11 protein-coding genes and 3 riboswitches are annotated in these 17,892 nt (G+C 48.3%); of the genes, 9 read left to right on the top strand and 2 right to left on the bottom strand.

Annotation, left to right across the window (positions count from 1 at the left end):
* Positions 1-215 precede the first annotated feature (215 nt).
* Positions 216-1,265, top strand: a complete 1,050-nt coding sequence (locus ACY2RR_RS03985) for a hypothetical protein (protein ID WP_490106851.1) — start codon at positions 216-218, stop codon at positions 1,263-1,265.
* 109 nt (positions 1,266-1,374) lie between these two features.
* On the opposite strand, the gene ACY2RR_RS03980 is transcribed toward ACY2RR_RS03985, so the two are convergent.
* Positions 1,375-3,255 carry a peptidase inhibitor family I36 protein gene (locus ACY2RR_RS03980; protein ID WP_490106850.1) on the bottom strand — a complete coding sequence of 627 codons (1,881 nt, stop codon included), beginning with the start codon at positions 3,253-3,255 and terminating at the stop codon, positions 1,375-1,377.
* Positions 3,256-3,705: 450 nt separating this feature from the next.
* Between ACY2RR_RS03980 and parC the strand changes: the two genes are divergently transcribed.
* Complete coding sequence (parC, locus tag ACY2RR_RS03975) at positions 3,706-5,955, top strand: DNA topoisomerase IV subunit A (protein ID WP_490106849.1); 2,250 nt, start codon at positions 3,706-3,708, stop codon at positions 5,953-5,955.
* Between the two features lie 63 nt (positions 5,956-6,018).
* Here the strand turns inward: parC and ACY2RR_RS03970 are convergent, their stop codons facing one another.
* Positions 6,019-7,176, bottom strand: a complete 1,158-nt coding sequence (locus ACY2RR_RS03970; protein ID WP_490106848.1) for an ABC transporter substrate-binding protein — start codon at positions 7,174-7,176, stop codon at positions 6,019-6,021.
* 73 nt (positions 7,177-7,249) lie between these two features.
* Positions 7,250-7,404, bottom strand: a riboswitch (guanidine-I (ykkC/yxkD leader).
* 418 nt (positions 7,405-7,822) lie between these two features.
* Positions 7,823-7,958, top strand: a riboswitch (guanidine-I (ykkC/yxkD leader).
* Between the two features lie 127 nt (positions 7,959-8,085).
* Between ACY2RR_RS03970 and ACY2RR_RS03965 the strand changes: the two genes are divergently transcribed.
* From ACY2RR_RS03965 to atzF, 7 genes are all read left to right on the top strand, one after another.
* Positions 8,086-9,156, top strand: coding sequence for a putative urea ABC transporter substrate-binding protein (locus ACY2RR_RS03965; RefSeq protein ID WP_490106847.1), 1,071 nt, complete (start codon positions 8,086-8,088; stop codon positions 9,154-9,156).
* Positions 9,157-9,161: 5 nt separating this feature from the next.
* A complete protein-coding gene (locus tag ACY2RR_RS03960) occupies positions 9,162-9,986 on the top strand; it encodes an ABC transporter permease (RefSeq protein WP_490106846.1) in 825 nt (274 codons plus the stop codon).
* Positions 9,986-10,777, top strand: coding sequence for an ABC transporter ATP-binding protein (locus tag ACY2RR_RS03955; RefSeq protein WP_490106845.1), 792 nt, complete (start codon positions 9,986-9,988; stop codon positions 10,775-10,777). Before ACY2RR_RS03960 ends, ACY2RR_RS03955 begins: the two co-directional genes overlap by 1 nt.
* A gap of 34 nt (positions 10,778-10,811) precedes the next feature.
* A riboswitch (guanidine-I (ykkC/yxkD leader) is annotated at positions 10,812-10,956 on the top strand.
* A gap of 43 nt (positions 10,957-10,999) precedes the next feature.
* Positions 11,000-11,731, top strand: a complete 732-nt coding sequence (locus tag ACY2RR_RS03950; protein ID WP_490106844.1) for an urea amidolyase associated protein UAAP1 — start codon at positions 11,000-11,002, stop codon at positions 11,729-11,731.
* 11 nt (positions 11,732-11,742) lie between these two features.
* Positions 11,743-12,381, top strand: coding sequence for an urea amidolyase associated protein UAAP2 (locus ACY2RR_RS03945; RefSeq protein WP_490106843.1), 639 nt, complete (start codon positions 11,743-11,745; stop codon positions 12,379-12,381).
* 84 nt (positions 12,382-12,465) lie between these two features.
* Positions 12,466-16,083: an urea carboxylase gene (uca, locus tag ACY2RR_RS03940; RefSeq protein ID WP_490106842.1), complete on the top strand. Its 3,618-nt coding sequence runs from the start codon at positions 12,466-12,468 to the stop codon at positions 16,081-16,083.
* Entirely contained in the window at positions 16,083-17,885 is a 1,803-nt protein-coding gene (atzF, locus tag ACY2RR_RS03935) for an allophanate hydrolase (protein WP_490106841.1), read from the top strand. The genes uca and atzF overlap by 1 nt, the downstream gene beginning before the upstream one ends.
* Positions 17,886-17,892 lie beyond the last annotated feature (7 nt).

Here is a 17,892-nt window from a genome sequence, read left to right as displayed (position 1 = left end):
TGTCTTATGCAGCGCCTTATCAGGTGAATCCGGTTCAGCCTGAAGGTTTTGAAAGCAATCTTAACACTCATGGAAGAACACGCTTTGCAAGCCACCTGCGTAGCGAAGTTAAGCACTTTAATGTTTTTGTAGCCATTTTCCTGATAAACGTTATTGGAAAAAAAGCGTTACCTCCGAACCTGCTACCGGCCTTACGGTATTTTTCTAATCTGGCAATGGATGCTTCAACATCTCAGAATCTTTTGGAGTTAATGTTTAGAGGTGTTTTCTCCGCAGGTATTGCGGTATTGCCTGAGTGCAACAATTTCAGGCAGAGGTGGCCGTTTGCTGCCTATGCGATTCCTGAACTTGCCATTAATTTATTAAATTTTGGTGAAATGTTTGAGCCCAACTGGTCTTGGAAATTGGCGACTTTCACTGCACCAAAGGGCATAGCAGAATTCAATCTTGGTACTAACGATAAAAAGTATGGTCGTATTTATTTTTCTAATGCCACTGATACGAAAAATCCCCAGATTCATATCAAACCTCATGAGGAGGTTTTTCAGAATGAATGCCAAATGGCGCAAAGCAATTCATTACAAAAAATGCTTTGTCGCTTATCGAAGCATGAAATTACAGGTTTGGTGATTGTTCCTGGAATGGGAGAGTTCAAAAGTTTTCTATATGCCTGCCAATACACAGCACTTTCCAAATCTAAACCATCTGCCTGTACAGTTTTTCAGGTTGATAAAAATGGTGATGATCGAGATATACACTGGATTACTGATTCCATCCTTAAACGGGGCATTCCGGATGCTTCACAGTATTTAATTGCTTCACCTCTGACTGATGGTATTTTTGAGCGCATGGCGGAGTTATTGCCATTGAGTTATAACGGAATAGAAACTCTCTGGGAGAAAGCCAAAACTTATGAAGAGTTTGAACAATCTCTGTCTGGGCTGGAGATGCCGCCAGCTATTCCTGTCAGTGAAGTTGTCGTAACTGCTATTGAAGAGAAAAATATGGATCTTTTTGGTAGAGGGGAGTCTGGTTTTCTTCTTGCAGATCACAATTACATAAGAGAATGGGGTGGGGTAAGGATGCTGTTTATGCCTAGTTTATGGCTTAACACGTCCACTGATTCCAGCAGTCTTACGCGAGAGTCGTTGCAGAAGCTTGATAAACATCATGTGCCAGGCAGTAATCTAGGGGTGTGGCACTTTTTGGAGTCTGCCAGAAGCATGATCTACAAAATACTTCTTTACTTGGCATTTAGACCATAGGGGCTAGGCAAAGGAAGAAAAATACTTGTAAAGCCTTGCCTGCTCACTCTTTACATGAGTGGTGAGCCCTATCATTAGAACTCACCCAGAGTGTAGAAGTTAGCTCAGGTCAGGGGCGTAGGCTGTTAATTGCCTCTGTACTGCCACCAATAGGGACCGCCGTGGTGATAACCCGGTCATTGCTACCGGAAGGTCGAACACCATTGAATAGTACAGCTTTGCCATCGCCAAGCTGGAGAATCTGGGGGCGCTCACGGCGATTACTGTTCAAGTCGGCTTTGTCGGAAAACTCTATTTTGCGACTGTATACCGGCTCATCATCATCCCAGTGCACTGCGTCATAAGACACAGCATGCCCACCTACATTCCAGCCATCGACAAACTTGTTGTTGTAAATCATATGGAATAAGCCTGAACCAGAGTCATACCATGTGAAAGCATCTTCTGCTTCTTTGTTGAGAACGGCTCCATCAGCGGCTTTACGATAAGTCCCGTTGTAATGATTGGCTTTAGCCACGTAAATCATTTCTACGCCCCGACGATCAAGGATTGTATCTGCGAGATCCACGGCGCGATAAACCATGGTGACAGAATCATCACTGTGGATAACTGGGGCTGGATTGGTTGGGCAGGTTCCGGGCCAGTCCAGGCGGGAAATTGTTTTAGGGTCGCTCCAGGGGCCATAAACAGAGTCTGCTGTGCTTAACCGTACTTTGCAGGCACCCAGCTGAACAATAGTGCTTGGTTTACTGCGGGTAGCACCATTGCTGCAGTCCCGCAGTTCACTGCTGGAGGATTGTGATGTACCAATTGTGTAAAGTAGAAACTTACCATCACTGGCACGTAAAGCCGTAGGGTTATGACAGAAGGTGCCATCTACAACCTCTTCAATGGCATAAGGTCCCATTGGGCTGCTGGAAGAAGCTCTTACACACTCACTGTTTTTCTGCCAACTGTTCAAACCGCACTGATTGGTCATACGGGAAACAAACATATGGTAGCGGCCATCTTCACCCACTACCGTACTGCCACCCCATGTAGATTCGCCAGGTACATCCAGCCCCACACCGGATACCGTTGGTTGAATGTCCAGGAACTGGCACTGATCCCCTTTCCATGGGGCTGGGCAGGGTTCATTAAGTGCAGAAACTTTGATTGAATCAAAATCATCATTCCAGTGACGGGATCCATCCAGTTTACTGCGCAGATTACGCCAGCTTCTTTTAACCAGAGTTCGTGTTTCTCTTAAGTTTGGATGGGAAAAGCCTTCAACTTTCAGCCGCCCCTTCAATTTGATTGAGCTTCCTCGATTCTGGAGAGCACTGAGATTCCCTGCTGATTGGTTCTGTTCTACACAGTAAGGTGTCCCCTTGAAATCAGGGTGTTCGTAGACACAGGCATAGTTATCATGGCTACGACGACTGACTGCAAAGGAAGAAATATCATCATTCATACGATCCAGAGAGGGTACATCCACCAGTGTTGTTGAATGGATATTGCCCTGCCAGGTATCCCTCCAAAAGGTAACCTTGGCCTTTCCATGCACTCGGATGGATGAGATTCGATCGTTAAAGTCCTGCCCGGGAAGGTTTCGGTGTTGCTGACCAGATTCTGCGCAGTCAGGTGTACCTTTATAATTTGAATCTTCATACAGGCAGGCAAAATCATTACTTTGTCTATTTCTAATCTTGGCAGAGGAAATGTTGTCATTAAGCTTTTCCAGATCAGGAACACTTTCCATGATAGTAACAGTGTCGCCTTTATAACCGGTATGCTGATACACAGTTGCATAGCTCCGCCCTGACACCTTAATAGAAGAGACCCGATCATTCATGGAGGACGTGAATCGAGATTTGTCTCCAGTCAGGCAATAAGAGCGGCCCTTATAGTGATTGTGTTCGTAGAAGCAGACCTGGTCTGCCGCCATAGCAGCATGGCTGCCGAAAAGCGTGAATCCTGCCAGGAAACACGTAGCTGAGAGAGATTTCACAGGGTTAACCTTTTTTATTATTTTTTATGTAATTTATTCTTTGCCGAAGCACAAATCATTCTATGATTTGCAGGCAACCTGACCATTTTTATTTTTCACATAATTGGTAGCGAATAATTAACATATCATTTAGAAACTGACATCGTGATAGTAATGTCTATCTGTTGGTTGATGGATAAAATAATGAAACGACAGCAGTGATTTATATTTATCAAGAAAAGTGTGGACATGATTTTCAATAGCAGCAATTGCTGAACATTAGCCAAGGGGCTCTTCGTGGAGTATCGGGCAATATTCATATGGTGAGTTCTTTGTACATTTTTATCCTAAGGTAGGGGAGTAAACACCGTACATAATCAAATGTGATAACTGACAGATTCCCCCCAAGCTGGCAAACTTGTTGCCAGTAAAGTTTATATACTCTGAAGTTTTCCTTTTACGGATACCCTGATGACGGACCAGATCGTGATCGGCGACGATGGTGTCGAACGCCAGTCGCTTAAGGCCTATACAGAAATGGCCTACCTGAATTATTCCATGTACGTCATTCTGGACCGGGCACTCCCACATATTGGTGATGGTCTCAAGCCGGTTCAGCGACGCATTATTTACGCCATGAGCGAGCTTGGCCTCAAAAATAGTTCCAAGCACAAAAAGTCAGCCCGTACTGTGGGTGACGTTCTGGGTAAATATCATCCCCACGGTGACGGCGCCTGTTACGAAGCCATGGTGCTGATGGCTCAACCATTTTCTTATCGCTATCCGCTGGTGGATGGGCAGGGTAACTGGGGTTCTCCCGATGACCCCAAATCCTTCGCTGCCATGCGTTATACCGAAGCGCGTCTGGGCAAGTATGCCGATGTCCTACTGGGTGAACTGGGTCAGGGAACTGTTGAGTGGACGCCAAACTTTGATGGCACCCTCGATGAACCGGTAACCCTGCCAGCTCGTTTACCCAACCTGCTGTTAAACGGCACCACTGGTATCGCCGTTGGTATGGCCACAGATATTCCGCCTCACAATCTAAAAGAAGTGGCGTCAGCCTGTGTTCATCTATTGGAACACCCCAAGGCAACCTTGGAAGAAATCTGCGGCCATATTAAAGGCCCGGATTTCCCAACTGATGCAGAAATCATCACTCCTGTTGCTGATATCCAGAAGATGTACAGCACTGGCCGTGGCAGCTTGCGTATGCGTGCGGTGTACATCAAAGAGCAGGGCGATATTGTCATCACGGCTCTGCCTCATCAGGTATCCGGTGCCAAGGTTCTGGAGCAGATCGCAGATCAGATGCAGAAGAAAAAGCTACCAATGGTGGCTGATCTGCGTGATGAGTCTGATCATGAAAATCCAACCCGTCTGGTAATTACTCCCCGTTCTAACCGTGTAGATGTTGAACAGCTGATGAATCACCTGTTTGCCACTACCGACCTGGAGCGTACCTATCGGGTCAACATGAATATGATTGGCACCGACGGGCGTCCACAGGTAAAAGCCCTGGATGCGATGCTTAAGGAGTGGCTCACTTACCGTCAGGCAACTGTTACCCGTCGTCTGGAGTTTCGTCTTGAGAAAGTTCTTGGCCGACTGCACCTGCTGGAAGGCTTGATTACCGCTTTCCTGAATATCGACGAAGTTATTGAGATTATTCGCCACGAAGATAATCCCAAGGCCGAACTGATGAGCCGTTTCAGTCTCAGCGACAAGCAGGCCGAAGCTATTCTCGAATTGAAGTTGCGCCACCTGGCTCGACTGGAAGAAGAAAAGCTGCGTGCCGAGCAGGATGAGCTGAACAAAGAGCGGGAATATCTTGAACTGACTCTAAGCTCTGATCGTCGTATGAAGACGCTGATCAAGAAAGAGATTATTGCCGATGCTGAAAAGTTTGGTGATGACCGTCGTTCAGCTATCACTGTTCGTCAGGAAGCTCAGGCGCTTTCCGAAACTGAACTGATGAGCTCTGATCCTGTGACCGTGGTTATGTCTGCTAAAGGCTGGGTTCGTGCCGCTAAAGGCCACGATATTGATCCTGCCAAGCTCAGCTACAAATCTGGTGACAGTCTTGGCTTTACTGTGAAAGGGCGCAGTAACCAGCCGACAATATTTATCGATTCCACTGGTCGCACTTATTCCATCGCTACCCATACATTGCCGTCTGCCCGAAGTCAGGGTGAACCATTAACTGGCCGGGTGAATCCGCCAGCGGGTTCAACCTTTGAGGCTGCGGTGATTGATGATGAGAACGCTCATTATCTTCTGGCAAGTGATGCCGGTTATGGTTTTGTGGTGAAGTTCAGCGATATGGTTTCCCGAAACAAGGCCGGTAAAACAACACTGACTCTGCCGAAATTTACCCGGGTTATGCAGCCTGTGAAGGTTGAAGACCTGGAGAATCAAATGGTGGCGGCTATCAGTAACGAAGGCCGTATGTTGCTGTTCCCACTGAAAGACCTGCCAATGCTGGCTCGAGGCAAGGGTAATAAGCTAATCAATATTCCGTCAGCCCGAGCCTCTAGCCGTGAAGAGTTTATGGTGGCGATGACTGTACTGGGCGAGCACCAGAGTTTGACGGTTTATGCCGGTAAGCGACACCTGACTCTGAAAACTACCGATCTGGATCACTATCGCGGTGAGCGCGGTCGCCGAGGAAACAAATTGCCTCGTGGATTCCAGAAGGTTGATCGGGTTGAAGTAGGTTAAAGCCCATTGTTGTATAAGATGAAGGGCAAGAGAATTGCCCTTCATTCGTTTTATAGGTGGGAATTATAACTGGTTGTAATCCCACACCTCACCTTGAAGCTGATGAGTTTTGTGCAGCAGGCCAATATCCAGTAATGCTTTCTGAATATTGGTGTTCAGTGTTTTCAGGTTGAATTCAAAGCTGTCGTCTTGCAGCAGTTGAATATTCCCCTCTAGATCAACAGGCTCTGCATCCAGAAACAGGTCTTCCATTGGGCCAATGGCAGTTTTGTCATCCAACAACAGTTCAGCTGCTGTTTCCAGCATGGCTATGCGGTTTGGAGAATTCAGGTTGTCCATCTTGCTAAGAACGTCAGCCTGACTGGCCATCATTGCTTTTACAAAACGACTGACCTGCTCACGGTTAGCGTTAAGGTAGTCACTCCGAACCACATATACATCAGCAATAATGCGGCTGGCGTACATTGTGGAGGTAATCATACGGGCACCTTTGATGGAGCCTCTGCGACCTGTGCCTGTGGAGCGATTACTGGTCAGTACCAGCGCATCGGGAAGAACCATAAAGGCAGCATCAATATCGTCTCTTACGAACACAGCAGGGGGAGCATCATTGGAAAGGGTCAGGTCTGGCTGCCAGTTAATAGATACGTCCTTCATAGACAGTTTTTCCTGCTGAAGGATTGTCGTCAGGAAATCTACGTGTGGACCATAGGCCTGAAGAGAAATGGTTTTTCCTTTCAGCTGGCGGGTTTTCATAATGCCTTTCTTGGCAACAAGACCATCGCCACCTTTCGACCAGGTCATCTGGTAAATAACAACAGGTTTGGTGCGAGGGTCTTGGGAAAGAAGCTCTACAGCCTGATTACACATACCCACGGTGCAGCGCAGGAAGGGTGTTTCACCGGAAATATACTCCCGCAGCTGCTGCTTGAAGTCATCCTGACGTACCAGGTCAACCTTCAGGCCAGCCTGATCAAAAATACTGCCTGGCTGAGTCGAGCTACTTAAACCATTGGCATTCACGGTGAACATATCACCGCCCCAGGTGATCATCGGCAGCTTGATGGTATCTGATGGCTTAACTTCACCAACAGGGGTGTTGATGATATCGATCAGAGGTTTAGGGGAAAGATCCTGTGCCTGTACTGAGAAAGCAGAAATCAGTGCAAATGCACCTGCTGTTGATAAGAGCCTGAAACGGCCAAGGCAAGATTTGAACATGGTTACTCCAGATTGACTTCTAAACTCTGGGAGATGAAGCAGACACCACCAGACTCCTTGCTGACAGATCCTGATCTCCCGGGCTTTTATCCCTCCGTGTAACCTTTAATTACCTGCTCGTTTTATAGAGTTTGATAATTAACCGGTCGACAACTCTCGGACCAGACGCTTAATAACTCCACTGCATCTCTATGCAGAAATTAAGCCGGAACCCTAGTTGTCTATTTTTTGTAGCGACAGTTGTCGCTCCAACTCCAAATTGTAATTACACACCTAATAATTTTTCCTGATTCAGGCAGTTTGATATTTAAGGGTGCGCCGCCTTAATGTCTCAGGTACTACAAAACCGGACATTATTCATAGTTGTTCGAAGTCTTGTATCTTAAATATTATTACCATTTCTTATTTTGTGACGTGGTTCACACATTGGCTTTCGGCTGGATTGAACTACAAGAAAAGTTAAATAATCCTGTCGCGTTCGTGGATTGATTTGGTGTTCATAATCGCCACCTGTTGGTTGATTATGTAGTCGCTGTTGCAGTTAATTTGGCTTTAATTTTGGCCTGTTAATTGCTTTGCATAAGGTTGTGCAAATTAAGTGAAGGCTGTGGAGAGTGCTGGTGGTGAATTAACTACCATGCGCAGCTGAATAGGGGACTAGGGTTCCGGCCTGTTTTTATATTGCTGTATGGCAGTTGAAAAAAGGTGTTTGGTCCGAGAGTCGCCGACCTCCTCTTGGTATGCAGTAGGGGGTTACACGGAGGGATAAAAGCCCGGGAGATCAGGCGTTGCACACGCTGATGGATATTTTATCCATTATTCTCCACGGCCCGCCATGTAATCCAGTCAACCTGGGTCTGGTGCCATTACGGTGTTGGTAACAGGGTTGTATAACCGGGAGGGACCTCCATGAATAATAAATACAGTAAATCTCTTTTCTCACGTCTCACAGCTGCACTGCTAGTGTGCGTATCATTGCTTTCGTGGACACAATCAGTGCAGGCGAAAGACAGCTTTAAAGTGTGTTGGTCAATCTATGTGGGCTGGATGCCGTGGGGTTACGGTAATGAAAGCGGCATAGTGAAGAAGTGGGCTGATAAGTACGATATTGATATCGATGTAGTGCAGATTAACGACTATGTTGAATCAATTAATTTGTACACTGCTGGTGAGTTTGATGCCTGCACCATGACCAATATGGATGCTCTGACAATTCCTGCAGCTGGTGGTGTTGATTCCACAGCTCTGGTTGTTGGTGATTTCTCCAATGGTAACGACGGTATCGTTTTGAAAGGTGCTGACAAGCTGGAAGCTATTAAAGGCCAGAACGTGAATCTGGTTGAACTTTCCGTATCTCATTACCTGCTGGCTCGTGCTCTTGATTCAGTTGGCCTGAGTGAAAAAGACCTCAAGGTTGTCAACACTTCTGATGCTGATCTGGTAGCGGCATGGTCCACTTCCGATGTGACCGCTGTAACCACTTGGAACCCACTGCTCAGCGAAATTGAATCAACGCCAAAGAGTGCCAAGGTATTTGATTCCAGCATGATTCCCGGTGAAATTGTAGACATGTTGGTTGTGAATACTGAAACCCTGGACGCTAACCCTAAGCTGGGTAAGGCTCTGACGGGTGCCTGGTATGAAATCATGGGTCTGATGGCTGAGAAGGACCAGGCTGCTCTGACTCAAATGGCAACTGCTTCTGGTACCGATCTGGCCGGCTACAACAGCCAGCTGGCGTCTACTGAGATGTTCTTCAAAGCTGCTGATGCTGCCAAGTTTACAGCCAGCAAGAAGCTGGTAGAAACTATGGAACACGTAAGCAACTTCTCCTTCGATAAAGGTCTGCTGGGTGAAGGTGCTGCCGATGCCAGCTTTATCGGTATGGAGTTTCCTGGTGAAGTGCTTGGTAACAAAAACAACATCAAGCTGCGCTTTAATGACGATTACATGACCATGGCCGCCGAAGGTAAGTTGTAATCATTATGCAACGGCTGATGAATATCAGCCCTGGTCGCCCCCTCGGGGTGGCCCTTGGGCTGGCACCGTTCATTGTTCTTCTTTTGGTTTATCTGTCTGCGTCGTCTATGCGTCTGGCAGAAAACCCCGCAGATAAATTGCTGCCAGCATTCTCCTCTATGGGAGAAGCAATAGAGCGCCTGGCTTTTGAACCCAGCCGCCGAACCGGTGAGTATGTTTTCTGGCAAGACACGGCAGCAAGCCTTGAACGTTTAGGGATTGGTGTTGCCATCAGTGCCCTGATTGGTTTGGTGTTTGGCAGCCTGAACGGTTTGATACCGTTGTTTCGGGCAAAGATGTCACCTTTGGTTACTGTGCTTTCAATGGTTCCGCCACTGGCTCTGCTTCCCATCCTGTTTATTATTTTCGGGCTGGGAGAAGTTTCGAAGGTCGCGTTGATTGTTTTTGGTGTTGCACCGTTCATTGTACGAGACCTGCAACAGCGTACACAGGCTATGCCGCTGGAGCAGATCGTTAAGGTTCAAACCCTTGGCGCGGGAACCTGGCTGACACTTGTACGGGTTGTTCTGCCACAGCTTATGCCTCGGTTGATAGACGCTGTTCGTCTATCTATGGGTGCTGCATGGCTGTTCCTGATTGCGGCGGAGGCGATCGCTTCTACCGAAGGTTTGGGATACCGAATCTTCCTGGTACGGCGTTATATGTCTATGGACATTATTCTGCCCTACGTAGTGTGGATCACTCTGCTGGCCTATGTGCTGGATGCGTTCTTAAGGCAGTTCTCTCGCAAAATGTACCCCTGGTATCACGCAGAACAGGAGGTGCGCTGATGATCGAGTTCAAGAATGTCTGGCAGGAGTATGATGGACAGGTTGTTCTGGAACGCCTGAACTTCACTATCGAGCAAGGTTCTTTTGTCACCATCGTTGGTGCATCCGGGTGTGGTAAATCTACTCTGCTGCGCATGCTGTTGGGCACAGAAAAACCAAGCCGCGGTAAGGTTCTGTTGAATGATGAACCTATGGCTAATGAGCCGGCACCTGACCGGGGTATTGTGTTCCAGAAGTACTCGGTTTTCCCGCACCTGACCGCCCTGGAAAACGTGTTGGTTGGGTTGGAACTGCAGCGCAGTAAATGGCTGGGGAAATTGTTTGGGCAGGCAAAAAAGGATGCTGTGGCCCAAGCCCGTAGCATGCTTAATGCAGTTGGGCTGGCTCACGCAGCGGATAAGTATCCTTCTGCTTTATCTGGTGGAATGCAGCAACGTTTGGCAATTGCTCAGGCTTTGATTCTGCAGCCTAAAGTGTTACTTCTTGATGAGCCTTTTGCCGCCCTTGATCCGGGTATTCGCCGGGAGATGCAGGATCTGCTGCTGGAGCTGTGTGACCGAACCGGTGTCACAGTCTTTATGGTGACTCACGACCTTGAAGAAGGTTTCCGGCTGGGAAGCAGACTGATGGTTGTGGATAAAACTCGCCACGATGCAGAACAGCCAGAGCGTTATGGCGCGACAGTGACTTATGATTTGCCACTGAAACGTACCGATGTGTATACCGAAAAATCAAACAAGATATCGCTGCAGGAACAGATAAAAACCAAGGCAGAAGCAATAGCTGCCTGATCAAAAATAATCAGGCTGTGGTGTTAGACAATTAGTAATGGATAACTAGGGTTCCGATCCCGTTGCTCAATAAAACGCAATGAATGGGGTGTCTGGTCCGAGAGTTATCGACCTTTCTGAAACGTGTTTTTCAACACTTCATTTCAAAGGTTACACGGAGGGATAAAAGCCCGGGAGAACAACAATACCCACGGCTGTGTAACGTTTGGAGTGACAATTCGAATGACAACGGAAGAGAGCGACAAGGTTCTTTATCAGGATCAGATTCCTGCAGCATCGCACTGGTCTTTGACCATGAAGCGTGGCCATATCCTTCGTCTGATTGATGAAGAGGGCGGCGCCAATGTTGGCATGCTGTTCTACAACCCAACCAACCTGCTGGAGCGTTATAACGCCCCGGACACTTTAAAGTGTCAGCACACTTTTAAGCTGACTCAAGGCCATTGTCTCTACTCTGATATGGGGCGGATTTTCTGCTCTGTTGTGTCCGACAGTCTGGGCTGGCATGACACTGTATGCGGTAATACTTCCCGTGCCTTGGTGGAAGAAAAGTGGGGCAAAAAGACCTATCAGGATTACCACAACGATCGAAACCAGAATGGCACTGATAGCTTTCTGACTGAACTGGCGAAATACGGTTTAGGTAAGAAGGACATGGCTGCCAATGTTAACTGGTTCAGCAAGGTGGCTCCTGATGCGAAAGGTAGTTTGACCTACCAGGAAAACTATTCCCGTGCAGGTGATGCGGTAGAGTTGCGTTTTGAAATGGATACATTGGTGCTGTTTCACACCTGCCCGCATCCACTGAACCCGGTTGCAGAATACCCTCGCAAACCCATTACTTATCAGATTCTCAAGGCTAATCCGGTAGCGGATAACGATGAGTGTAAAAACAGTCGCCCGGAGAATCTGCGTGGCTTTAAGAATAATGATCTTTATCACTTGCAGGGTTGAGGAGCGGAATAATGATTAAGGAAAGCACTCTCAATCCCGATGATGCCATGTATCGCAAAGTAATCCCCGCCGGTGATTACTGGATGCATACCGTAGGCAAAGGTCAGACCCTGCGTATTCTCGATCTGGAAGGAAATCAGGCTGCCGACACACTGTTCTATAGTGCCTGGGATCCAACCGAGCGTTACAGCGCCATCGATACCATTCGCGAGCAGGGCAATGTGTATCTGACAGCGGGTACCAAACTGGTGTCCACTGAAGGGAACACTCTGCTGGAAATCACTGCCGATACCTGTGGTCGTCACGACACTCTTGGCGGTGCCTGCGCTACAGAATCCAACACTGTACGTTATGCATTGGGAAAAAAGTGCATGCACGCCTGTCGTGACTCTTGGTTGCTGGCCGTTGCCCAGAACGAGCAATTTGGCATGACCAAGCGTGATATTACCCACAACATCAACTTCTTTATGAATGTGCCGGTCACTCCTGATGGCGGGCTGACGTTTGAAGATGGCATCAGTGGTTCCGGCAAGTATGTTGAGCTGGAAGCAAAGATGGATGTGATTGCGCTGATCTCCAATTGCCCGCAACTCAATAATCCCTGTAATGCCTATAACCCGACTCCGGTTGAAGTGCTGATCTGGGATTGATGTAAAAGATTACAGTCAGAGGACGACCTCTGGCTGCCTATAAGAAGGGCAGGACGACCTGCCCCACCATAATCAAAGCAGAGAATGTTCAAGAAGGTACTGATTGCCAACCGTGGCGCCATCGCCACCCGCATAATTCGCACGCTGAAAAGCATGGGCATTCTGTCCGTAGCTGTTTACTCCGAAGCTGATGCGGATTCTCTTCATGTTTCACAGGCCGATGAAGCTTATTCATTGGGTGAAGGCGCCGCTGCTGATACCTATTTGAATCAGGACAAGCTGTTTGAAGTTATCAAAAACAGCGGAGCCGAAGCTGTTCACCCCGGCTACGGGTTCCTCAGTGAAAACCCGGATTTCGTAGAGCGTTGTGAACAAAACAGTGTGGTGTTTCTTGGCCCTACACCCGAGCAGATGAACGCTTTTGGCCTGAAACACACAGCTCGTGAACTGGCTGAACAGGCTGGTGTTCCATTACTGGCCGGTACAGGTTTGCTTGAGACTATAGAGCAGGCTTGTGCAGAAGCAGCAGCGATTGGTTATCCGGTGATGTTGAAGTCTACCGCTGGTGGCGGTGGAATCGGCATGCAGCTCTGTTTTGATGAAGGTGAACTGGTAGCAGCCTGGGATTCTGTACGACGACTGGCAGATAACAACTTTGCCAACAGTGGTGTATTCCTCGAAAAGTTTGTTGAGCAGGCACGGCATATTGAAGTGCAGGTGTTTGGTGATGGTCAGGGCAAAGCCATTGCTCTGGGAGAGCGTGACTGTTCCAGCCAGCGTCGTAATCAAAAGGTTATTGAAGAAACCCCCGCACCGGGCTTAACCGATGAGATTCGACAGCAGCTTCAGGATGTTGCAGTTCGCCTTGTTGAACAGGTGAACTACAGAAATGCCGGCACGGTTGAATTTGTTTACGACCAAAAGACCAGTGACTTTTACTTTCTTGAAGTAAATACGCGGCTGCAGGTTGAGCATGGTGTGACCGAGCAGGTGTGGGGTGTTGATCTTGTTGAATGGATGATTCAGCAGGGTGCGGGAGAGCTTGGTCATTTAAATGAACTGAAAGACTCTCTGAAGCCTGAAGGTCATTCTGTTCAGGTGCGGGTTTATGCCGAAGATCCGGCTAAAAACTTCCAGCCATCCGCCGGCCTGTTGAGCCATGTTTCATTTCCTGAAAGCAGTAGCAACGTAAGAGTTGATTACTGGGTTGAGTCCGGCGTGGAAGTCTCTCCTTTCTTTGATCCCATGCTGGCAAAGGTTATTACTACTGGAGCCACACGGGAGCAGGCTGTTCAGCAGTTGGTTGATGCTCTGGAAAGCACCGAACTTTACGGTATTGAAACCAATATCGGTTATGTCAGCTCAGTCTTGCAGGGTGAGCTATTCCAAAAAGGCGAAATAACGACCCGAACGCTGAACAGTTATGTGTGGCAGGGAAACACCATTGATGTGCTGGCAGGTGGCACCATGACCACTATTCAGGATTATCCTGGACGCACCGGTTACTGGGATATTGGCGTTCCGCCTTCTGGCCCGTTTGATGACTGGTCGTTCCGTTTGGGTAACCGCCTGCTGAATAACCCGGAAGATGCCGCAGGTTTAGAGATAACCCTGAATGGCCCAACTCTGCGTTTTAATTCTGATACCCAGATTGTTCTTACAGGTGCAGAAATGAAAGCCACGCTGGATGGAGAAGCTGTTCCATTCTGGCAGGTTGTGAATGTTGTTGCTGGCAGTGTTTTGAAAGTTGGCAAAGTCGAAGCTGCAGGTGCCCGTAGTTATCTGCTGATCAGCGGTGGTATTCAATGCCCGGATTATATGGGTTCAAAGTCTACATTTACTCTGGGTCAGTTTGGCGGTCATGTTGGCAGAGCTTTGCGCCCTGGCGATGTATTACAGGTTTCTGAGCACGAGGAACAGCAACCAGCCGCGACCCTGCCTGAGAGCCTGAAGCCTGTAATTCATAATGAATGGGATATCCATGTGATCTGTGGTCCCCACGGTGCACCGGACTTCTTTACCGAAAAAGATATCGCAACCTTCTTTGAAGCCGAGTGGGAAGTTCATTACAACTCCAGCCGTACCGGTGTTCGCCTGGTTGGCCCAAAGCCGGAATGGGCTCGCTCAGACGGCGGCGAAGCAGGCATGCATCCTTCCAATATCCACGATAATGCCTATGCCATCGGCACTGTAGATTTCACTGGCGATATGCCGGTTATCCTGGGGCCAGACGGCCCGTCACTGGGCGGCTTTGTTTGCCCGGTAACTATTATCTCTGCCGAACGCTGGAAGATGGGGCAGTTAAAGGCTGGAGACAAGGTTCGCTTTATCCCTGTTTCCATGGAAGCTGCGGTTGAGTTTGAAACTCAGCAGAATCGGGTTTTGGAATCACTTTATGGTGCTCAAGGCGCTCTTGAGTCGTCCGGTATTACCAGCCCAATTCTGAAAGAAATATCTGAAGAGAAATACGGTGTAAAAGTCGTTTATCGCCCGTCTGGTGATAAATATCTGCTAGTGGAGTACGGCCCGCTAGAGCTGGATATTGAGCTGCGCTTCCGTGTTCATGCATTGATGCTCTGGCTGCAGGAACAGAATGCTGTTGGCATAAAAGAGCTGACGCCAGGCATTCGCTCTCTGCAGGTGCATTACGACAGCCAACAGCTTTCTGTTGAAAGTTTGCTGGATCTTCTTGAACAGGGTGAAGCGCAACTATCAGGCTTGGAAGATCAAACCGTTCCTTCCCGAATTGTGCATCTGCCACTGTCCTGGGATGACGACGCTTGTCGTCAGGCTATTGAGAAATATATGCAGTCAGTGCGCAGTAATGCGCCCTGGTGCCCAAGTAATCTTGAGTTTATCCGTCGAATCAACGGGCTGGATTCTATCGACGAAGTAAAACGTATCGTCTTCGATGCAAGCTATCTGGTTATGGGCTTGGGAGATGTTTATCTGGGAGCGCCTGTTGCTACGCCACTTGATCCAAGGCATCGACTGGTGACCACCAAATACAATCCCGCTCGTACCTGGACCGCAGAAAACTCTGTGGGAATTGGTGGCTCCTATCTCTGTGTGTATGGCATGGAAGGCCCAGGCGGCTACCAGTTTGTAGGTCGAACCCTGCAGATGTGGAATCGCTATCGGCAAACCAAAGAGTTTTCAAAACCCTGGCTGTTGCGTTTCTTTGACCAGATTCGTTTCTATGAAGTGAGTGCCGAAGAACTGCAGCAGATTCGCAAGGACTTCCCCCGCGGCCAGTACCCTTTGAAGGTTGAAGAGTCTTCTTTCAGCCTGAAGGAGTACCAGGCTTTTCTGGCAGACAATGAAAACACAATTTCTGAGTTTACTGATAAACGTCAGCAGGCTTTTGATGAGGAACTGCAACGTTGGGTGGCAACCGGGCAGATCAACTTTGAGAGTGATCAGGAGCTTGGTGGTCAGTCCGATGATGAGAGCCTGTTGCCCGATGGCAGTGTAGCGGTAGAGAGCCATGTTGCTGGCAGTATCTGGAATCTGCTGGTCAAACCCGGCGATCGAGTTGAAGAAGGTCAGCCAGTTGTAGTGCTGGAATCCATGAAAATGGAAATTGAAGTGACCGCGCCTGTAGCCGGTGTTGTTGAAACATTAACCCGGGATCAGGGGGCACAAGTAGCTGCCGGGCAACGTTTATTGGTACTGAGCGAAGAGCAGGAGGAGGTTGCCTGATGGATATTAAGAATATAAGCCTGACACTGGATAGCCTTCGCCGACACTACAGTGAAGGTGATTTTACTCCCGCAGAGTTGATCGAAGCACTGTTAAGCAAAGCTGCTGAAAGCAAGCAGGACAATATCTGGATCAAACTGTTTTCCAAAGAAGACATCCAGCCCTGGTTGGATGCTCTTAAAGGAAAATCGCCAGAAGAATTGCCTCTGTACGGTGTACCTTTTGCAATTAAAGACAATATTGATCTGGCAGGAGTAACAACCACCGCGGCCTGTGAAGAATTTGTCTACACACCAGAGACCAGTGCCACAGTTGTTCAGAAGCTTCTGGAAGCTGGAGCTATTCCTTTAGGGAAAACCAACCTTGATCAGTTTGCTACAGGCTTGGTTGGTACCCGTTCTCCTTACGGTGCAACTCGTAACGCGTTCAATCCCGATTATATTTCCGGTGGTTCCAGTTCTGGTTCAGCCGTATCGGTGGCGAAAGGTCTGGTGTCGTTTAGTTTAGGAACAGATACAGCCGGTTCCGGCCGAGTACCTGCCGCTTTTAATAATCTGGTGGGCGTTAAGCCAACACGTGGTTTACTGAGTACCAAAGGTATAGTGCCAGCCTGCGCCAGCCTGGATTGTGTTTCTATCTTTGCCCTGAACCCGGATGATGGTTCAGAGCTGTTAGATATTGCTTCTAGCTATGATGCTGAAGACCCTTGGTCACGAAAAGCATCCGCTGCAGAAAGAGCAAACCTGCCTCAGGTATTAAAGCTAGGTGTTCCCAAAGCTGACCAGTTAAGTTTCTTTGGTAACACCGAATATCAGGTTTTATTTGAACAGGCTGTTAGCAGCTGGAAAGAGCTTGGAGCTGAGGTTGTAGAAATTGATTTCTCTCCTTTTCAGGAAGCTGCCGCTCTTCTCTATGAAGGCCCCTGGGTAACAGAAAGGTATCTGGCTACCAAAGAGTTATTGGATGATAACCCTGAAGCCATGTTGCCAATCACGCGATCCATTATTGAACAGGGAAAGGGTAAGTCTGCCACAGATGCTTTTCTTTCCAGCTATCGTTTGCAGGCACTGAAGCAACAGGCTGACCAGATTCTGGAGAATGTGGATGCTATCATCACACCAACAGCTCCCAGCCACTACACCATTGCCGAGTTGGAAGATAATCCTATTGAGCTGAACAGCCGATTGGGCACTTATACCAACTTTATGAATCTGCTGGACTACGCAGCGCTGTCTGTACCTTCAGGATTTACAAAGGAAGGATTGCCGTTCGGTATTACCCTTTTCTCACAAGCATTTGCGGATCAGTTCCTGTTGGCTCTTGGGCACAAGTTTGTAGAAGCCAGCCAGCAGGAGCAAATGGGCGCTACCGGTTTTGCTTGGCAACCAAAAGCAGTAAACCCTGTTCCGGAAGGTTGCCTGGAGATTGCTGTATGCGGAGCGCATCTGTCTGGAATGCCTTTAAATGTTCAGCTTCAGGAGCGCAATGCCAGCCTGGTTTCGAAAACCACTACTGCGCCAGGCCACAAGCTGTATGCCTTAGCTGGCGGCCCTCCATTCCGCCCTGGGCTGGTAAGGGATGAAAAGGTTGATTCCGTAATTGAAGTGGAAACCTGGGCAGTGCCTCTGCAGCATGTGGGCAGTTTCCTAGCTGGTATTCCTGCGCCGTTAGGGCTGGGAAAGGTTGAGTTGGCTGATGGTCGGTGGGTAACCAGCTTTATCTGTGAGCCTTGTGGAATCGAAGGTGCGGAAGAGATTACTCATTTTGGTGGCTGGCGAGCTTATATGACTAGTAAAGGATAGTGGCTGG

This window comes from Parendozoicomonas sp. 2304DJ65-17, from assembly GCF_058148445.1.
The sequence above is the reverse complement of the archived record's forward strand: the minus strand, read 5'-3'. Positions and strand labels throughout refer to the sequence as shown.